The 13628-nt window shown below is 68.1% G+C and carries 18 protein-coding genes and 1 tRNA gene; 12 read left to right on the forward strand and 7 right to left on the reverse strand.

From position 1 onward, the window contains the following. The 4 genes from WC555_RS03765 to WC555_RS03780 form a co-directional block, all read right to left on the reverse strand. Positions 1 to 749: MotE family protein (locus tag WC555_RS03765; RefSeq protein ID WP_373251258.1), on the reverse strand; the 749-nt coding region annotated here is incomplete at its 3' end. Positions 750 to 816: 67 nt separating this feature from the next. After that, a complete protein-coding gene (locus WC555_RS03770; protein WP_373251260.1) occupies positions 817 to 1359 on the reverse strand; it encodes a DUF6468 domain-containing protein in 543 nt (180 codons plus the stop codon). After that, on the reverse strand, positions 1359 to 2441 hold the full coding sequence (gene fliM, locus WC555_RS03775; protein WP_373251262.1) for a flagellar motor switch protein FliM: 1083 nt from the start codon (positions 2439 to 2441) through the stop codon (positions 1359 to 1361). Before fliM ends, WC555_RS03770 begins: the two co-directional genes overlap by 1 nt. A 2-nt stretch (positions 2442 to 2443) precedes the next feature. Beyond that, complete coding sequence (locus tag WC555_RS03780) at positions 2444 to 3097, reverse strand: flagellar basal body-associated FliL family protein (protein WP_373251439.1); 654 nt, start codon at positions 3095 to 3097, stop codon at positions 2444 to 2446. A 175-nt stretch (positions 3098 to 3272) separates the two neighbouring features. Here WC555_RS03780 and flgF point away from each other — a divergent pair, with 175 nt between their 5' ends. From flgF to WC555_RS03820, 8 genes are all read left to right on the forward strand, one after another. Beyond that, complete coding sequence (gene flgF, locus WC555_RS03785; RefSeq protein ID WP_373251263.1) at positions 3273 to 4007, forward strand: flagellar basal-body rod protein FlgF; 735 nt, start codon at positions 3273 to 3275, stop codon at positions 4005 to 4007. Positions 4008 to 4023: 16 nt separating this feature from the next. Further along, a complete protein-coding gene (gene flgG, locus WC555_RS03790; protein WP_373251265.1) occupies positions 4024 to 4812 on the forward strand; it encodes a flagellar basal-body rod protein FlgG in 789 nt (262 codons plus the stop codon). Then, positions 4809 to 5414, forward strand: a complete 606-nt coding sequence (locus WC555_RS03795; RefSeq protein ID WP_373251267.1) for a flagella basal body P-ring formation protein FlgA — start codon at positions 4809 to 4811, stop codon at positions 5412 to 5414. The genes flgG and WC555_RS03795 overlap by 4 nt, the downstream gene beginning before the upstream one ends. Before the next feature lie 15 nt (positions 5415 to 5429). Next, the gene (flgH, locus tag WC555_RS03800; RefSeq protein ID WP_373251269.1) at positions 5430 to 6167 is read left to right on the forward strand and encodes a flagellar basal body L-ring protein FlgH; all 738 of its coding nucleotides are present in this window, start codon (positions 5430 to 5432) and stop codon (positions 6165 to 6167) included. Between the two features lie 106 nt (positions 6168 to 6273). Next, positions 6274 to 6744 (forward strand): hypothetical protein, encoded by a 471-nt coding sequence (locus tag WC555_RS03805; protein ID WP_373251271.1) that lies wholly within the window; start codon positions 6274 to 6276, stop codon positions 6742 to 6744. A gap of 35 nt (positions 6745 to 6779) precedes the next feature. Next, positions 6780 to 7205 carry a hypothetical protein gene (locus WC555_RS03810; RefSeq protein WP_373251272.1) on the forward strand — a complete coding sequence of 142 codons (426 nt, stop codon included), beginning with the start codon at positions 6780 to 6782 and terminating at the stop codon, positions 7203 to 7205. A gap of 14 nt (positions 7206 to 7219) precedes the next feature. Further along, the gene (locus tag WC555_RS03815; protein ID WP_373251274.1) at positions 7220 to 7723 is read left to right on the forward strand and encodes a hypothetical protein; all 504 of its coding nucleotides are present in this window, start codon (positions 7220 to 7222) and stop codon (positions 7721 to 7723) included. A gap of 48 nt (positions 7724 to 7771) precedes the next feature. Beyond that, the gene (locus WC555_RS03820) at positions 7772 to 9565 is read left to right on the forward strand and encodes a DUF885 family protein (RefSeq protein WP_373251276.1); all 1794 of its coding nucleotides are present in this window, start codon (positions 7772 to 7774) and stop codon (positions 9563 to 9565) included. On the opposite strand, the gene WC555_RS03825 is transcribed toward WC555_RS03820, so the two are convergent. The 3 genes from WC555_RS03825 to msrA are packed head-to-tail and all read right to left on the reverse strand — an operon-like array spanning position 9558 to position 11043. After that, a complete protein-coding gene (locus tag WC555_RS03825; RefSeq protein ID WP_373251277.1) occupies positions 9558 to 10025 on the reverse strand; it encodes a hypothetical protein in 468 nt (155 codons plus the stop codon). The two genes, WC555_RS03820 and WC555_RS03825, sit on opposite strands and share 8 nt — an antisense overlap. Next, positions 10022 to 10378 carry an MmcQ/YjbR family DNA-binding protein gene (locus WC555_RS03830; protein ID WP_373251279.1) on the reverse strand — a complete coding sequence of 119 codons (357 nt, stop codon included), beginning with the start codon at positions 10376 to 10378 and terminating at the stop codon, positions 10022 to 10024. Before WC555_RS03830 ends, WC555_RS03825 begins: the two co-directional genes overlap by 4 nt. Positions 10379 to 10380: 2 nt before the next feature. After that, positions 10381 to 11043 (reverse strand): peptide-methionine (S)-S-oxide reductase MsrA, encoded by a 663-nt coding sequence (gene msrA, locus WC555_RS03835; RefSeq protein WP_373251280.1) that lies wholly within the window; start codon positions 11041 to 11043, stop codon positions 10381 to 10383. A 135-nt stretch (positions 11044 to 11178) separates the two neighbouring features. On the opposite strand from msrA, the gene WC555_RS03840 reads away from it, so the two are divergent. From WC555_RS03840 to kdpA, 4 genes are all read left to right on the forward strand, one after another. After that, a tRNA-Ser gene (locus WC555_RS03840) sits at positions 11179 to 11268 on the forward strand. A 420-nt stretch (positions 11269 to 11688) separates the two neighbouring features. Continuing rightward, the gene (locus WC555_RS03845; protein ID WP_373251282.1) at positions 11689 to 11817 is read left to right on the forward strand and encodes a hypothetical protein; all 129 of its coding nucleotides are present in this window, start codon (positions 11689 to 11691) and stop codon (positions 11815 to 11817) included. Between the two features lie 2 nt (positions 11818 to 11819). Next, the gene (locus WC555_RS03850) at positions 11820 to 11906 is read left to right on the forward strand and encodes a potassium-transporting ATPase subunit F (protein ID WP_373251441.1); all 87 of its coding nucleotides are present in this window, start codon (positions 11820 to 11822) and stop codon (positions 11904 to 11906) included. A gap of 12 nt (positions 11907 to 11918) precedes the next feature. Further along, a complete protein-coding gene (kdpA, locus tag WC555_RS03855) occupies positions 11919 to 13628 on the forward strand; it encodes a potassium-transporting ATPase subunit KdpA (RefSeq protein WP_373251283.1) in 1710 nt (569 codons plus the stop codon).

Below are 13628 nucleotides of genomic sequence, written 5' to 3' on the forward strand. Positions count from 1 at the left end.
CGGGGAGCCGCGGCGGGCGGCGTGTCGGCGGCGGCGGTCTGGACAGCCGGGGCCGCGGCGGGCGGAGCGGCTGTCGGCGCGGCGACGGGCGCGGGGGCTGTCACGGCGGGCGCAGCCGCGGCGGTCGCCCGGGCGGCCAGCTGCTGACGGGCCTGGAAGCGATGGGCCAGCTTTTCGGTCAGGACGCGCGCCGCCGCCGGTTCCATCTGGGCCATGATCGCCGCCAGGGACCGCGGCCGCATGGCGGCTGCGACGGGCAGACGGACATCATCGTCCAGCGTGGCGAACACCCGGGCGGCGTCCTTGGGCCGCATGGCCGAATAGACGGCGACCATGCGGTCGTTCTCCGCCTTTTCCTGCTCGCTGACCTGTCCCAGCAGAACCTGTACCTCGGCCTTCACGGCCTCCAGGGCGGCGACCTTGGCGTCGAGCTTCTGTTCGGCCGTGGCCATCAGCGGCAGCATGGCCGCCAGGTCGGCGTCACGGGCGTCCAGTTCGGTGCGGCGGCCGGACAGCGACTGGAGGATGCGCAGCTCGGCCGGGGAAATGCCCGCCTGCTGGGCCAGCTGTTCCGGCGTCAGGGCGCAGACCGCGGCGGCGGGGACGGCCGGAGCGGCGGCAGGCACGGCTTCCTCCGCCCAGGCCTTGGCGCCTTCGAACATGCCGGGGGCGACGCCAACCGCGCGGACGACGACCACGCCGCCAATGGCGATGGCGATCAGGGGCAGCAGGCGAGGAATCTTGCTCATGATCGGCTACTCCAGCCCTCAAGTCGGCGAACGCCGGGCGTTCGCCATAGGGCCACAAGGATGAAGGTCAGGCGGCGAACAGGTCTTCGTCCAGACTACGCCGCGCCCGGTTGAGGCTTTGCTTCGCAGACTGGTTAGCGGTCAGGGCGCCGAGGATGGCGGCGACGTTGCTTCCGCCGGCGACCGGCGCCGGCGCGCGGGCGGCCGCGGGCGCCATGCCGTGAATGCGTTCAGCCAGGGCCGCCATCCGCAGCGCACGTTCGTCCTCGACAGGCGCGATCGGCGTCGGTGCGGGCCGGGACCTGACGGGCGCCGGGGGCGACTCAACCGTTGGAGCCGGTCCGCGGGCGATCAGCGCCTCGAGCTGGGCCTTCACTTCGCGGGCCTTGATGATGCGGTCGTGCAGAAGATCCGTCTCCTGACCCGAGGCGCGCAGGCTGGCCAGGGCCGCCTCCGCGCGTCCGGCGGCGGCGTTCAGCTCGGTGACCGCCGAGGCGAAGGCCTGCTGCCCGGCGCGCAGGGCCGTCAGCTTTTTCTCCAGCCGCACGCCGTAGCCGAGGGCGGCCACCAGCAACAGCATCAGGACGGCGTCGAGAATCATACCGGTCATCAGCGTTTTCCCTTCGTCAGACTGGTCGCCGCCTCGATGCTGATCGGGGCCTCGACGCGTACGGCGATATGCTGGCCCTTGCGGCCCATCTTGCCGGTCGTGACCGGGATCGATCCGCAACGGACGGAGATGTCGCTGTCGGGCGTGGCGTTCAGCATCAGGGTGTCGCCGACCTTCAGCGCCAGAACCTGCGACAGGGGCAGTTGCTGCTCATCCAGAACCGCGCGCACTTCGGTCTCGGTGGTCCAGAGTTCGGTGGCCAGGTGGCCTTCCCAGATATTGTCGCGGCCGAACTTCTCACCCATGAACTGCTGCAGCAGCATCTTCCGGATGGGTTCCAGGGTGGCGTAGGGCAGCAGCAGCTCAATGCGGCCGCCGCGGTCTTCCATGTCGATGCGCAGCTTGACCAGAATGGCCGCGTTGGCCGGACGGGCGATGGCGGCGAAGCGCGGATTGGTCTCCAGCCGGTCGAGAGTGAAATGCACCGGCGTCAGTGGCTCGAAGGCGGCGCGGGCGTCGGCCAGAACGACCTCGACCATCCGCTGGACCAGCACCCGCTCGATGGTGGTGTAGGGCCGGCCCTCGATGCGCAGCGCCGCCGTCCCGCGACGACCGCCCAGCAGCACGTCGACGATCGAATAGATCAGATTGGAATCGACCGTCAGCAGGCCGTAGTTGTCGAGCTCCTCGGCCCGGAACACCGCCAGGATGGCCGGCAGGGGGATGGAGTTCAGATAGTCGCCGAAGCGGATCGACGAGATGTTGTCGAGGCTGACCTCGACGTTGTCCGAGGTGAAGTTGCGCAGGGACGTCGTCATCAACCGCACCAGACGGTCGAAGACGATCTCGAGCATCGGCAGGCGCTCGTAGGACACCAGGGCCGAGTTGATGATGGCGCGGATGCCCGACCGCTCGGACCCGTCGTCCTCGCCGAGATCGAAACCCAGCAGGCTGTCGATCTCGTCCTGGTTCAGGACCCGCTCGGCCAGGGCGGCCGGACGCTCGTCCGCACCGCCTTCCGCCAGCGGATCGATCGCTTCCGCGAACGGATCGGCGTCTTCGGCGAATGCCGCGTCAGTCATCCCTACTGCACCAGCATTTCTTCGATGAGCACGGCATCCACCTTGCCGGGCGCGGCGATCAGATTGACCCGACGCAGGATCTCGGCCCGCAGCTGGAAACTACCGCCCGAACCGGCGAGATCCTCAGGGCGGAGCTCCCGCAGGAAGCCCTGGAACATGTCCTGCATCCGCGGCATCTCGGCCTGCAACTGCTCCGCGACGTGGGCGTCCTTCGTCTCCAGCGTCAGCTTCAGCTTGAGGAAGGTCGGTCGGCCGTCGGGCGACTGAATATTCACCACCATGTCGGGCAGGGTGAAGAAGGTTACGCCATCCGGACCTTCCGCGATCACGCCCAGGGAAGGATCCGCCGCCGCCTCACCGGCGGCGCCGTGCCCCCCGCCCTTCTTCTCGTCCTTCTTCGCGTGACCATCCTTCTTCTCCGCGCCGTGATCGCCGTCTTCGGCGGCGGCGGGCTTGGGCTGCATCAGGAAGAAGGCCGCGCCCCCGCCCCCGCCCAGCACCACAAGGGCCGCGGGAATGATGATGAAAAGCAGCGGCAGCTTCTTTTTCTTCGGCGCCTCGCCTTCTTCGCCTTCCGGCGTGGGCGCATCCGATACGGCGGGCAGGTTGGCGTCATCGCCCGCCGCCGCACCCTTCTTCTTGCCGAATTTGAACATACGCAGCGCCCCGAGAATCTCTCGGTCCATACGACCGTTTTTTGGTTAACGAGCCGCTAAGAACCGGCAAATCCTGCCGGGCTCCGGATCAGGCGCTACGGCTCAAATGCCCGTCGCTGCTGGGTTAACCCTCCTGGCACGGCTGTTGCGAGGGATGAACCGAAAGGAGCCGCCCGTGGAAAACGCCGCCTATGTCGGACTGTCACGCCAGATGACGCTGCGCCGCGAGCTCGACATCGTGGCCAACAACATCGCCAATGCGGACACGACCGGCTTCAAGGTCGAACAGCTGCTGGTCGGAACCGAGGTCGGCGAACGGGCCCGCAACGCCTTCATCCGCCCGGGCGTCAGCTTCGTGCTGGACAACGGCGTCGGGCGCGATTTCGGCCAGGGCGCCCTGGGCCAGACCGGCCGCGACCTGGACTTCGCCATCGAGGGCGAAGGCGCCTTCTTCAAACTGACGGACGGACAGGGCGAAGCCTACACCCGCGACGGGGCCTTCACCGTGGACGCCGAAGGCCGCTTGATGACCGAAGGCGGCGCGGCCGTTCAGGGCGACGCCGGCGACATCATCCTGGACCCCGCCCTCGGCGAGCCCTCCGTGGCTCCCGACGGCACCATCAGCCAGAACGGCGCCCTGGTCGGGCGGCTGGCGGTGGTGCGCTTCGACTCCCTCGCCGTGCTCGAGAAGGGCGGCGACGGCCTGTACCGCAACGCCTCCAACGCCGCCCCCGCCGAGGCCCCGGACGTCCGGGTGCGGCAGGGCATGCTGGAAGGCTCCAACGTCAATCCGATCCTTGAGATCACCAATCTGATCGAGATCCAGCGCGCCTACGAGAGCGTGACCCGGATGATCGAGAACACCACAGACCTGTCACGCCGCGCCGTCGAGCGGCTGGGCCGGGCATAGAAAGGGAGACTGGGACATGCGTGCGCTCAGAACCGCAGCCTCGGGCATGGCCGCCCAGCAGCTGAACGTCGAGGTCATCTCGAACAACATCGCCAACATGAACACCGTCGGCTTCAAGCGTCAGCGGGCCGAGTTCCAGGATCTGCTGTACCAGAACGTCGAACGGATGGGCGCGCAGTCGTCCAGCCAGGGCACGGTGGTTCCGACCGGCATCCAGATCGGCGCCGGCGTCAAGGCCGGCTCTGTCTACCGCATCACCGAACAGGGCAGCCCGACCCAGACCGGCGGGCGCTACGACATGGCTGTCGACGGACGCGGCTATTTCCAGGTCGTCCTGCCCTCGGGCGAGACCGCCTACACCCGCGCCGGCAACTTCTCGGTCAATGGCGAAGGTCAGCTGGTCACCGACGACGGCTATGCGGTCGAACCGTCCATCACCATCCCGCAGGATGCGATCGACGTGACGATCTCCAAATCGGGCCAGGTCCAGGTCAAGACCGACGGCCAGACCGAGCCGGCCATCGTCGGCCAGCTCGAACTGGCCAGCTTCTTCAACGAGGCGGGGCTGGAAGCCGTGGGCGACAACCTGCTGATGGAGACCGCCGCGTCAGGGACAGCCAACGTCGGAACGCCGGGCGAGGTCGGCTTCGGTCAGATCCTGCAGGGCTACACAGAGGCCTCAAACGTCGACGCCGTGTCCGAGATCAGCGCCCTGATCATCGCCCAGCGCGCCTATGAGATGAACTCCAAGGTCATCACCACCGCCGACCAGATGCTGTCGGTCGCCGGGCAGGTGAAGTCGTGAGGACGCTGATCCTCGCCGCCGTCGCCGCCCTGACCCTCGCCGCGCCGGCGTTGGCCGGGCCGGTGACGCTGAAAGCCAATCCGGTGGACTCCGACGGACGCGTGACGCTGGGCGACCTGTTCGACGGCGCAGGCGGCGCCGCGAACGTCGTCGTCGGCCAGCGCGCCGGCCCGTCGATCGTGTTCGAGGCCGGCCAGTTGCAGAGCCTCGCCCGCCAGTCGGGTCTGGACTGGGCAAATCCGACCGGGTTGCGCCGGGTCGTGGTGCGCAACGCCGCCCTCGCCCCCGGCGCGCCCGTCGCGGCGGCGGCCGATGCGACGGCAAGGTCCGCCGCACCGGTGGTTTCGCGTCCTTCTCCGGTCCGCAGCGCCTACGCCGACCGGGTCATCAGCCGCAACGACATCGTCGAGGTCGCCTATGAGGTCGGCGGCGTCCGCCTGACCATCAGCGGCCGGGCCGAGGGAAACGCCGCCGCCGGTCAGCGTCTGGCGATCCGCAATCTGCAGTCCGACCGGATCATCGACGCCGTCGCCATCGCCCCGGGGCAGGCCGCCGCCGGTCCCGCCGCCCGCGCCTCCACCCAGCAACTCGCCGCCCGGTAAAGGGAAACAGTCCTGATGCGTACCGCCCCGATCCTCGCCGCCGCTTCGCTTCTGGCCCTCGGCGCCTGCTCGACCGCCGTCGAAACCGTCATGGGGCCCCAACTGGCCCCGATCGGCTATCCGTCGGCTCTGGTTCCCACCGACCAGATCATCATGGCCTCGGCCGTCCAGCAGCAGGCCGACCGCGCCGCCAGCGCCAACAGCCTGTGGCGCACCGGGGCCCGCACCTTCTTCGGCGATCAGCGCGCCCGCAGCGTCGGCGACATCCTGACGGTCAACATCGACATCGATGACCGCGCCCAGACCCAGAACTCGACCCAGCGGTCCCGTTCCAACGACATCTCGGGCGGCGTTTCGAACTTCTTCGGCCTGGAGAACAGCCTGGGCCGCGCCTTCCCGGGCGGGTTCGATCCGCAAAACCTCGTCGGACTGGAAGGCGCATCCAACGCCAGCGGCACAGGCTCGGTCAACCGGTCGGAAAAGGTCAGCCTGACCATCGCCGCCGTCGTCACCGGCGTCATGGCCAACGGCAATCTGGTCATCCAGGGCCGGCAGGAGGTGCGCACGAATCGCGAGGTGCGCGAACTGACCGTCGCCGGCATCGTGCGGCCCGAGGACATCAGCTCGGGCAACACCATCGCCCACACCCAGATCGCCGAAGCCCGCATCAGCTACGGCGGCCGCGGCGATATCAGCCGGGTGCAGGCTACCCCGGCGGCCCAGTCCCTGGTGGAGCGGTTCAGCCCGTTCTGACCGCGGCGGGTCCGTAAGACGGCGGGACGGCGCGAGGCCCCGGCCAAGCGGAGCCGTGAACCGTTAATGAAGAGCAGCGTTTGTTTGACAGACGCGAGTGTTTTTCATGCTGAAGTTCGCCATTCCCGCCGCCGCCGCCCTCGGACTGATCGCGTTCGCCGCCCAGTCGCAGGCGACCAATTCGGACACCACGACCGCCGTGGCGCCGATGGGATGGCATCTGAGCCATGAGGGCGACCTGGCCAAGCTGGCCTACGGCGTCGCCAACTCCGATCAGCTGGCGCTGATCATGACCTGCGCGCCCGGTCAGAAACAGGCCGTCCTTTACGGCGACGTCGAGCCCGTCGGCGCCCGCTATCAGAACGCTGCGATGAGGCCCATGGCCATTGATCCTCTCAGCGGCGGGCTGGATACCGGGGTCCGGATGTCGGTCGCCGATCCGGCTCTGAAACAACTCGTCCGCCGCGGCAAGCTGGACGTGGTGGGCGACGCAGGCGCTTTCGAACTGACCACCACCCGCGAAGAGCGCATACTGGTCGGCGAGTTTTTCGCCTATTGCGGAAACGGGCAGGCCTGATCACATCCGATCGAACCTTCAGCGGGGGCTGAGCCATGATTGTCTTTCTAGCCGCCGCGGCCCTGGCCGCACAGACCGCGCCGCCCGTTTCCGTCTGGACATGGACGCTGTACGCCGACACGGCCCCCGTGGTGCTGGCCAATGAGATCCCCGACACCGCCAGTCTGCGCGTCACCCTGGAATGCGATCCCGGGTCGAGCGTGGCGCGTGTCACCCTGTACGGGGTCGCCCTGACCGGAATGGCCCGGGCCACCGCCGGCGAGGCCGTCGCCATGGCCGAGGCTGCACCGGCGCGGGGCGGCGGGACCAGACTGGCCCTGCGCACGGACCATCCAGCCTTCGCGGCGTTTGCCGCGGGCGGACGCATGACCTTGCTGGTCGGCGAACAGAGCCGGCCGATCGAGGTTCCGGCCGGCCACCTTGCCAAGCTGCGCCGTTTCTCCGAACTGTGTTCCGGCTGAACTCCGGAGCCGACATGCGCAGCCCCACGATCCTCGCCCTGGCCGCCGTGGCTTTGACAGCGTCGGCCTGCGCTACAGTCGCGCCGGAAGCGCCCGCAACGACCGCCTCCAGCGGATCGCCCGCCCCGATCGAGGGCTATGACTGGTTCTTCCATGCCGATGAGGACGCCGCCCGCCTCGCCTATGGTCTGGCCGAGAGCGACGACCTGCGGCTGGGTCTGGATTGCACCCGCGCGTCCGGGCGACTGTCCCTCAGCGGCGTCGCCCCGGCTGCGGCCAGGCCGGAGTTCCACATCGAATCCGGCGGCGAGACGGAGCGCTTCCAGGCCAGGGCCGAACCGTCCCAGCTTAATGACGGCGTTTTCCTCAGCGCGGACGCCCCCGCCGACGCGCCCGTGTTCCAGCGGTTCCGCCGGGTCGGCTGGCTGGCCGTGTGGGAGGACGGGGTCCGGCAGACCTATGCGCCGCATCCTGCGTCCGCCCCCGATATCGAGCGCTTCTTCGCCTTCTGTGGTTGACGCGGGGCGCCGGCTCCGGTGCAGTCCCTCATCCTCGGGAGGGACCTCATGAAAACCGTCATCGCCGTCAGCGCCATCGCCCTGCTCGCCGCCTTCGTCCAGCCGGCCATGGCCCGGACGACCGCGCCGGCCGCCACGGCTCCCGCCGCTCCGAACGCGGCCCTGGCCTCGATCCTGGCGGACTATGAAATCTATCTGCGCGCCGTCGATCCGGTCGGCGCGGGGATGGAGGGGGATCGCGCGGCCCTGTCCCGCCTGGGCGACGCCTCGCGCGCCTTTGAGGTCGCGCAGGAGCCCGTGCTCAAGGGGTTCGCCGACCGGCTGGCTCTGATCGATCCCGCCGGTCTGACCGAGGACGAGCGCCTGAACCACGCCTTCATGACCTATGTCGTCCAGCGGTCGCGCGATCGCATCCCGCTGGATACGGGTCGCATCGACGCCTTCTCGTCCGAGGGCGGGCCGGGCCAGGGCATGGGTTATATCGCCAGCGTCACGCGCATCGCCACCGCCGCCGACGCCGAGGCCTGGATCGCGCGGCTGGAGGCCATGCCGAAGGTCTATGCGGATCAGCTGGCCAACGCCCGGCGCGGTCTCGAGACCGGGATGCTGCAACCCCGCTCCATCGTCGAGAACGCCCTCACCCTGATCGAGCCGGAGGCGGCCCTGACGCCCGGGACCGATCCGCTGCTGAAGCCTTTCGCCGCCCTGCCCGCCTCCATTCCCGTGCCGCAGCAGAACGGGCTGCGCGAGCGAGCGGCCCGCGCGGTCGCCGACGGCGTCATGCCTCAGCGCCGCGAATGGGCGCGATTCCTGCGCGAGGATTATCTGCCCCGCGCGCCGGAAACGCTCGGCCTGGTCAACCGGCCGGGCGGGCGTGAGCTGTACGCCTATCTGGTGCGTGGCTTCACGACCACCGACCTGACCCCGGATCAGGTCCACCGGATCGGGCTGGACGAGGTCGCGCGCATCCGCGCCCGCATGGACATTGAAATGCGGGCGGCGGGATGGACCGGCGACTTCGCCGGCTTCCTCCATTTCCTGCGCACCGATCCGCAGTTCTACGCCACGACGCGCGAGGACCTGCTGGAGAAGGCGTCGGAGATGGCCAAGCGGTCCGACGACGGCCTGCCGGCCCTGTTCGGGACCCTGCCCCGCACCCCCTATGGCGTGCGTCCGGTCCCGGCCGAGATCGAAGCGAATTACACAACGGGACGCTACTTTCCGGGATCGATGAAGAACGGCGTGGCCGGCGGCTACATCGTCAATACCTCGGCCCTGGACCAGCGCCCCCTGTACGAGCTGCCGGCCCTGACGCTGCACGAGGCGGTCCCCGGGCACCATCTGCAGATCGCCCTGCAGCAGGAAGCCGCCGACGGCCCCTATTTCCGCCGCGGCGTGGACGTGACCGCCTTCATCGAGGGCTGGGGCCTGTATTCGGAATTCCTCGGCGAGGAGATGGGCTTCTATCGCACCCCCTATGAGCGGTTCGGCCGGCTGAGCTACGAGATGTGGCGCGCCTGCCGGCTGGTCTCGGACACCGGCATCCACTGGCTGGGCTGGGACATCGAACAGGCCCGCGCCTGCTTCCGCGACAACTCGGCCCTGGCGCCGCTCAACATCGAGACCGAACTGCAGCGCTATATCGGCTGGCCCGGTCAGGCGACGGCCTACAAGATCGGCGAAATCCGGCTGCGCGAGGTCCGGTCACGGGCGGAAGCCGATCTGGGCGACCGGTTCGACATCCGGCGTTTCCACGACGCCCTGCTGGTCGACGGGCCCCTGCCCATGGCCCTGCTGGACGAACGGATGAACCGCTGGATCGCCGAGGAGAAAGTCAGGTAGGTGCGACCGGCCGGAGCCTCTCGTCGTCGCGAACAAGCGCGTTCGCCGCTTTCAGCCTCGGAAGCGAGATCATTCTCTGGCGCCCGTCCCAGGTATCCGGGAGGCAGGCCAGCGCGATGTGCTCGGGGCCGTTGAACACGACCGCCGCTTTCCGGGCCTCGAGATCGAGCTGGAAGAACAACAGATGTTGTGCAGTTGTATCGACCCGCCGATACGCTGGTCCGCGTCCTGTCGTGCTGGTTTTCACCTGAACGGATCGCCCGTCTGGCGCGTGGCCGTCAATTCCCGGCCCGCTCTTCAGCTTCAAGCCAAAGACCTCCGCGGCGATCGCTTCTCCCAGATCTCCTACAAGCTTCCCATCGAAGGTGAAGGTCAGGCCGGCAGCCTGATAGTGGTTGCGCAGCCGATTGCGGGCCTCAACAAGCGGCTCGAGAAGGGGCGGCAGGTCGAAAAGGTTCATGGCTGGCTATCCGATAAACCGAGCTCGGCCCGGACCTTCTTCGTCAGCTTCGCCGCCACGATGCCGTGGGCGATGGCCAGATGCTCGGCCAGTTCGTCGTCGGGCCAGTCGTCGATGCGCGGCAGGTTCACCCATTTCGCCCGGGCCATATAGGGGGCGGGACGGGCATGGCCGGACTCGGTCAGCACCTCATAGGCGATGTCCGAGACCTTGAACGAAATGCCGCCCTGCTCGCCGACCATGACGAACATCTTGCCGCCGACGCGGTAGGCGTCGTGATGTTCGCCGAACGGATGGTCCAGGGTCGCCGCGGGCAAGGCCAGGCAGACCTTGCCGACCCCCTCCCGGTCCATGATCAGGCCTCCGCGCCGGCGGCCACGCCCACACCGATCGGGCAGACCACCCCGGTCCCGCCGATGCCGCAATAGCCGGCCGGATTCTTGGCCAGATAGCCCTGGTGATAGTCCTCGGCGAAATAGTACGGCCCCGCCGGCGCGATCTCGGTGGTGATCGTCCCGCGCCCGGCCTTCGACAGGGCGGCCTGATAGGCCTCGCGCGAAGCCTCGGCCTCGGCCCGCTGTTCGTCGTTCAGCCAGTAGATGACCGAGCGATAGGTGGTGCCGACGTCATTGCCCTGGCGCATGCCCTGGGTCGGGTCGTGATTTTCCCAGAAGGCTTTCAGCAGGTCGCCATAGCTGATCTCGTGCGGGTTGAAGACCACCTGGACCACCTCGGCATGGCCGGTCTTGCCGGTGCAGGTTTCCTCATAGGTGGGATTGGGCGTGATGCCGCCGGCATAGCCGACCGAGGTCACCCAGACGCCCGGCAACTGCCAGAAGATGCGCTCGACGCCCCAGAAGCAGCCCATGCCGAAGATGGCGGTCTCAAAGCCTTCCGGATGCGGGCCCTTCAACGGACGGCCGGTGACGTAGTGGACCTCGTCGGTGTGCAGCGGCGTCGGCCGTCCCGGCAGGGCCTCGGCGGCGGTCGGCATTTCGTGGGATTTCTTGAACAGCATGGCGGGAACTCCGGTCGGGGTGTCGAACGCCTATATGGGATGCGTCGAGGCGCTTGCCGAGGGGGTCCGGGTGTTCTATCAGCCTCGCCTCGCGCCGGATCGACCTCCGGCGGGTTTCACGCGCGTCGTGGAAACGGACAGGTGGCGGAGTGGTCGATCGCGCACGCTTGGAAAGCGTGTGTACGTGAAAGCGTACCGAGGGTTCGAATCCCTCTCTGTCCGCCACGCACTTCCTCGACAACTGCCGGGTCCCTGTAACCCGGGAAATAACCCCGACATTACCGCGCCTTCGTCGAACCCGGAGACAGACAGCCCGTCTCTGTTCGCGGGACCTTGCCTGCAACACCCCGTTTTTGCCGGCCCCGTCTCCGCTCGCCCGGCGACGGGTCGTTTTCGCCTGCCCCTGAAAACAGGGAAGTACAGGGAAATCGCTCGAATTTCCGATTCGAACGCCCATCAGATGTTCCCATGAGCCGCCTACCCAGTCAGGGCGACCCGCGCGGGGGGCGTTACTGATCCACGCACTTATGCGCGCCTTATGCGCGAGCCGGCTTCCCGAATAGCCCTCTTACGCCCGTCGATGATCTGCTGAGGACAGCACGCCGAGGTCGGTCTGACCTCGATCACACTGTCACGCGGAAGCGCGTGACAGGCGCGCGCGTCGCTGAATGTCTGGCTGGAGGTGTCGGCATGGCCGATCTGGTTTTTCTGGTGTTGGGCGGCGGGGCGTTTGTCGCCTTCGCCGTTCTCGCCGCTGTCCTGAAGCGGGTGTGACGATGCTGGTCGCCATACTCTGGAGCGTCGGCGCGGTCGTCGTCGCCGTCTACATGGTCGCGGCGCTGCTGCGCCCCGAGCGGTTCTAGGGAGCCGCCGCCATGAACATTCAAGGATGGGCGGAGATCGCCCTGACCCTCGGCCTCGCCGCCCTGATCGGCTGGCCGATCGGCATCTACATGTCCCGCGTCTGGAACGGCGAGCGAACCTGGCTTGATCCGGTTCTGAAGCCGGTCGAGGGCCTGTTCTACCGCGCCGCCGGCGTGAACCCGGCGCACAGCCAGGGCTGGCTCGGCTATGCGGGCGCCCTGCTGGCGTTCAACGCGGCGGGCTTCCTGTTCCTCTATGCCATCCTGCGTCTGCAGGGCGGCCTCCCCATGAACCCGCAGGGGTTCGAGGGGTTGTCGCCGCATCTGGCCTTCAACACCGCCGTCAGCTTCGTCACCAACACCAACTGGCAGAGCTATGGCGGCGAGACGACGATGTCGACGCTGACCCAGATGACTGGCCTGACGGTGCAGAACTTTCTCTCGGCCGCGACCGGGGCGGCCATCGCCGCCGCCCTGGCGCGGGCCTTCGTCGCCAATCGCGGCGAGGGGGTCGGAAACTTCTGGGCTGACATGACCCGGACGACGTTGTGGGTTCTACTGCCCCTTTCGATCGTTCTGGCCCTGGTGCTGGTCGGTTTGGGCGTGACCCAGACACTGGCAGCCTCAGCCACGGCGACCGGGTTGGAGGGCAGGTCTCAAACCCTGTCGCTGTTCCCGACCGCCAGTCAGTTGGCCATCAAACAACTCGGCATCAACGGCGGCGGCGTCTTCAACGTCAACTCGGCGCATCCGTTCGAGAACCCCACGCCGCTGACCAATCTGATCACCGCCATCTCGATCAATGTGCTCGGCTGGGCCGCCTTCTTCGCCTTCGGCCGCAGCGTTCTGGCGAAGAAGGACGTCCGCGCCCTCGCCATCGCGGCCCTGGTTCTGCTCAGCCTGTCGGGCGCGGCGATGTATGCGATCGAGTCCCAGCCGGCGCCCGCCCTTGTCGCGGCCGGGGTCGAAGCCTCGGCCAATATGGAAGGCAAGGAAGTCCGCTTCGGCGTGCCGGCCTCGGTCGCCTGGGCGGTCCAGACCACCGGAGCCTCCAACGGCTCGGTCAACTCCATGCACGCCAGCTACATGCCGCTGGGCGGCGCGCTGCAAATGTTCCTGATGCAGCTGGGCGAGATACTGCCCGGCGGGATCGGCTCGGGCATCGCCGTCATGGTCGTCATGGCCGTGCTGTCGGTGTTCGTCGCCGGCCTGATGGTCGGGCGGACCCCGGAGTATCTGGGCAAGAAGATCGAGGCGCGCGAAATCCAGTTCGCCATGATCGCGGTGCTGGTTCTGCCACTCGCCGTCCTCGGTTTCACGGCGGTCGCGGCGGTCTTGCCCACGGCTCTCGCTGGGCTGCTGAACGACGGTCCGCACGGCCTGTCCGAGATACTCTACGCCTACACATCAGCGGCGGGGAACAACGGCTCGGCCTTCGCCGGCCTGACCGCCAACGCGCCGTGGTGGAACACGACCCTGGGCATCGCCATGCTGATGGGCCGCTTCGTTCCCGCCATCGCCGTGCTGGCCATCGCCGGCAGCCTGGTGGTCAAGCCCAAGCTGGCGCCCAGCCCCGGCACGCTGCCGACCCACGGCCCGCTGTTCATCGGCCTGGTGATCGGCGTCATCCTCATCCTCGGCGGGTTGCAGTTCTTCCCCGCCCTCGCCCTTGGCCCCCTCGTCGAGCACTTCCAGGTGCTGGGCGTGGTGGCCGGGCTCTGA

Origin of the sequence: Brevundimonas sp., assembly GCF_041648615.1 — a bacterium.
In the GTDB taxonomy this organism is placed as follows: Bacteria; Pseudomonadota; Alphaproteobacteria; order Caulobacterales; family Caulobacteraceae; genus Brevundimonas.

Bases quoted from the DNA above. Each gene is read 5' to 3' on its own strand.
- WC555_RS03770 (WP_373251260.1), bottom strand. From the start codon at position 1,359: ATGACCGGTATGATTCTCGACGCCGTCCTGATGCTGTTGCTGGTGGCC.
- WC555_RS03780 (WP_373251439.1), bottom strand. From the start codon at position 3,097: ATGTTCAAATTCGGCAAGAAGAAGGGTGCGGCGGCGGGCGATGACGCC.
- WC555_RS03810 (WP_373251272.1), top strand. From the start codon at position 6,780: ATGATTGTCTTTCTAGCCGCCGCGGCCCTGGCCGCACAGACCGCGCCG.
- WC555_RS03825 (WP_373251277.1), bottom strand. From the start codon at position 10,025: ATGAACCTTTTCGACCTGCCGCCCCTTCTCGAGCCGCTTGTTGAGGCC.
- flgG (WP_373251265.1), top strand. From the start codon at position 4,024: ATGCGTGCGCTCAGAACCGCAGCCTCGGGCATGGCCGCCCAGCAGCTG.
- WC555_RS03850 (WP_373251441.1), top strand. From the start codon at position 11,820: ATGCTGGTCGCCATACTCTGGAGCGTCGGCGCGGTCGTCGTCGCCGTC.
- WC555_RS03830 (WP_373251279.1), bottom strand. From the start codon at position 10,378: ATGGACCGGGAGGGGGTCGGCAAGGTCTGCCTGGCCTTGCCCGCGGCG.
- WC555_RS03815 (WP_373251274.1), top strand. From the start codon at position 7,220: ATGCGCAGCCCCACGATCCTCGCCCTGGCCGCCGTGGCTTTGACAGCG.
- flgH (WP_373251269.1), top strand. From the start codon at position 5,430: ATGCGTACCGCCCCGATCCTCGCCGCCGCTTCGCTTCTGGCCCTCGGC.
- fliM (WP_373251262.1), bottom strand. From the start codon at position 2,441: ATGACTGACGCGGCATTCGCCGAAGACGCCGATCCGTTCGCGGAAGCG.
- kdpA (WP_373251283.1), top strand. From the start codon at position 11,919: ATGAACATTCAAGGATGGGCGGAGATCGCCCTGACCCTCGGCCTCGCC.
- msrA (WP_373251280.1), bottom strand. From the start codon at position 11,043: ATGCTGTTCAAGAAATCCCACGAAATGCCGACCGCCGCCGAGGCCCTG.
- WC555_RS03820 (WP_373251276.1), top strand. From the start codon at position 7,772: ATGAAAACCGTCATCGCCGTCAGCGCCATCGCCCTGCTCGCCGCCTTC.
- WC555_RS03805 (WP_373251271.1), top strand. From the start codon at position 6,274: ATGCTGAAGTTCGCCATTCCCGCCGCCGCCGCCCTCGGACTGATCGCG.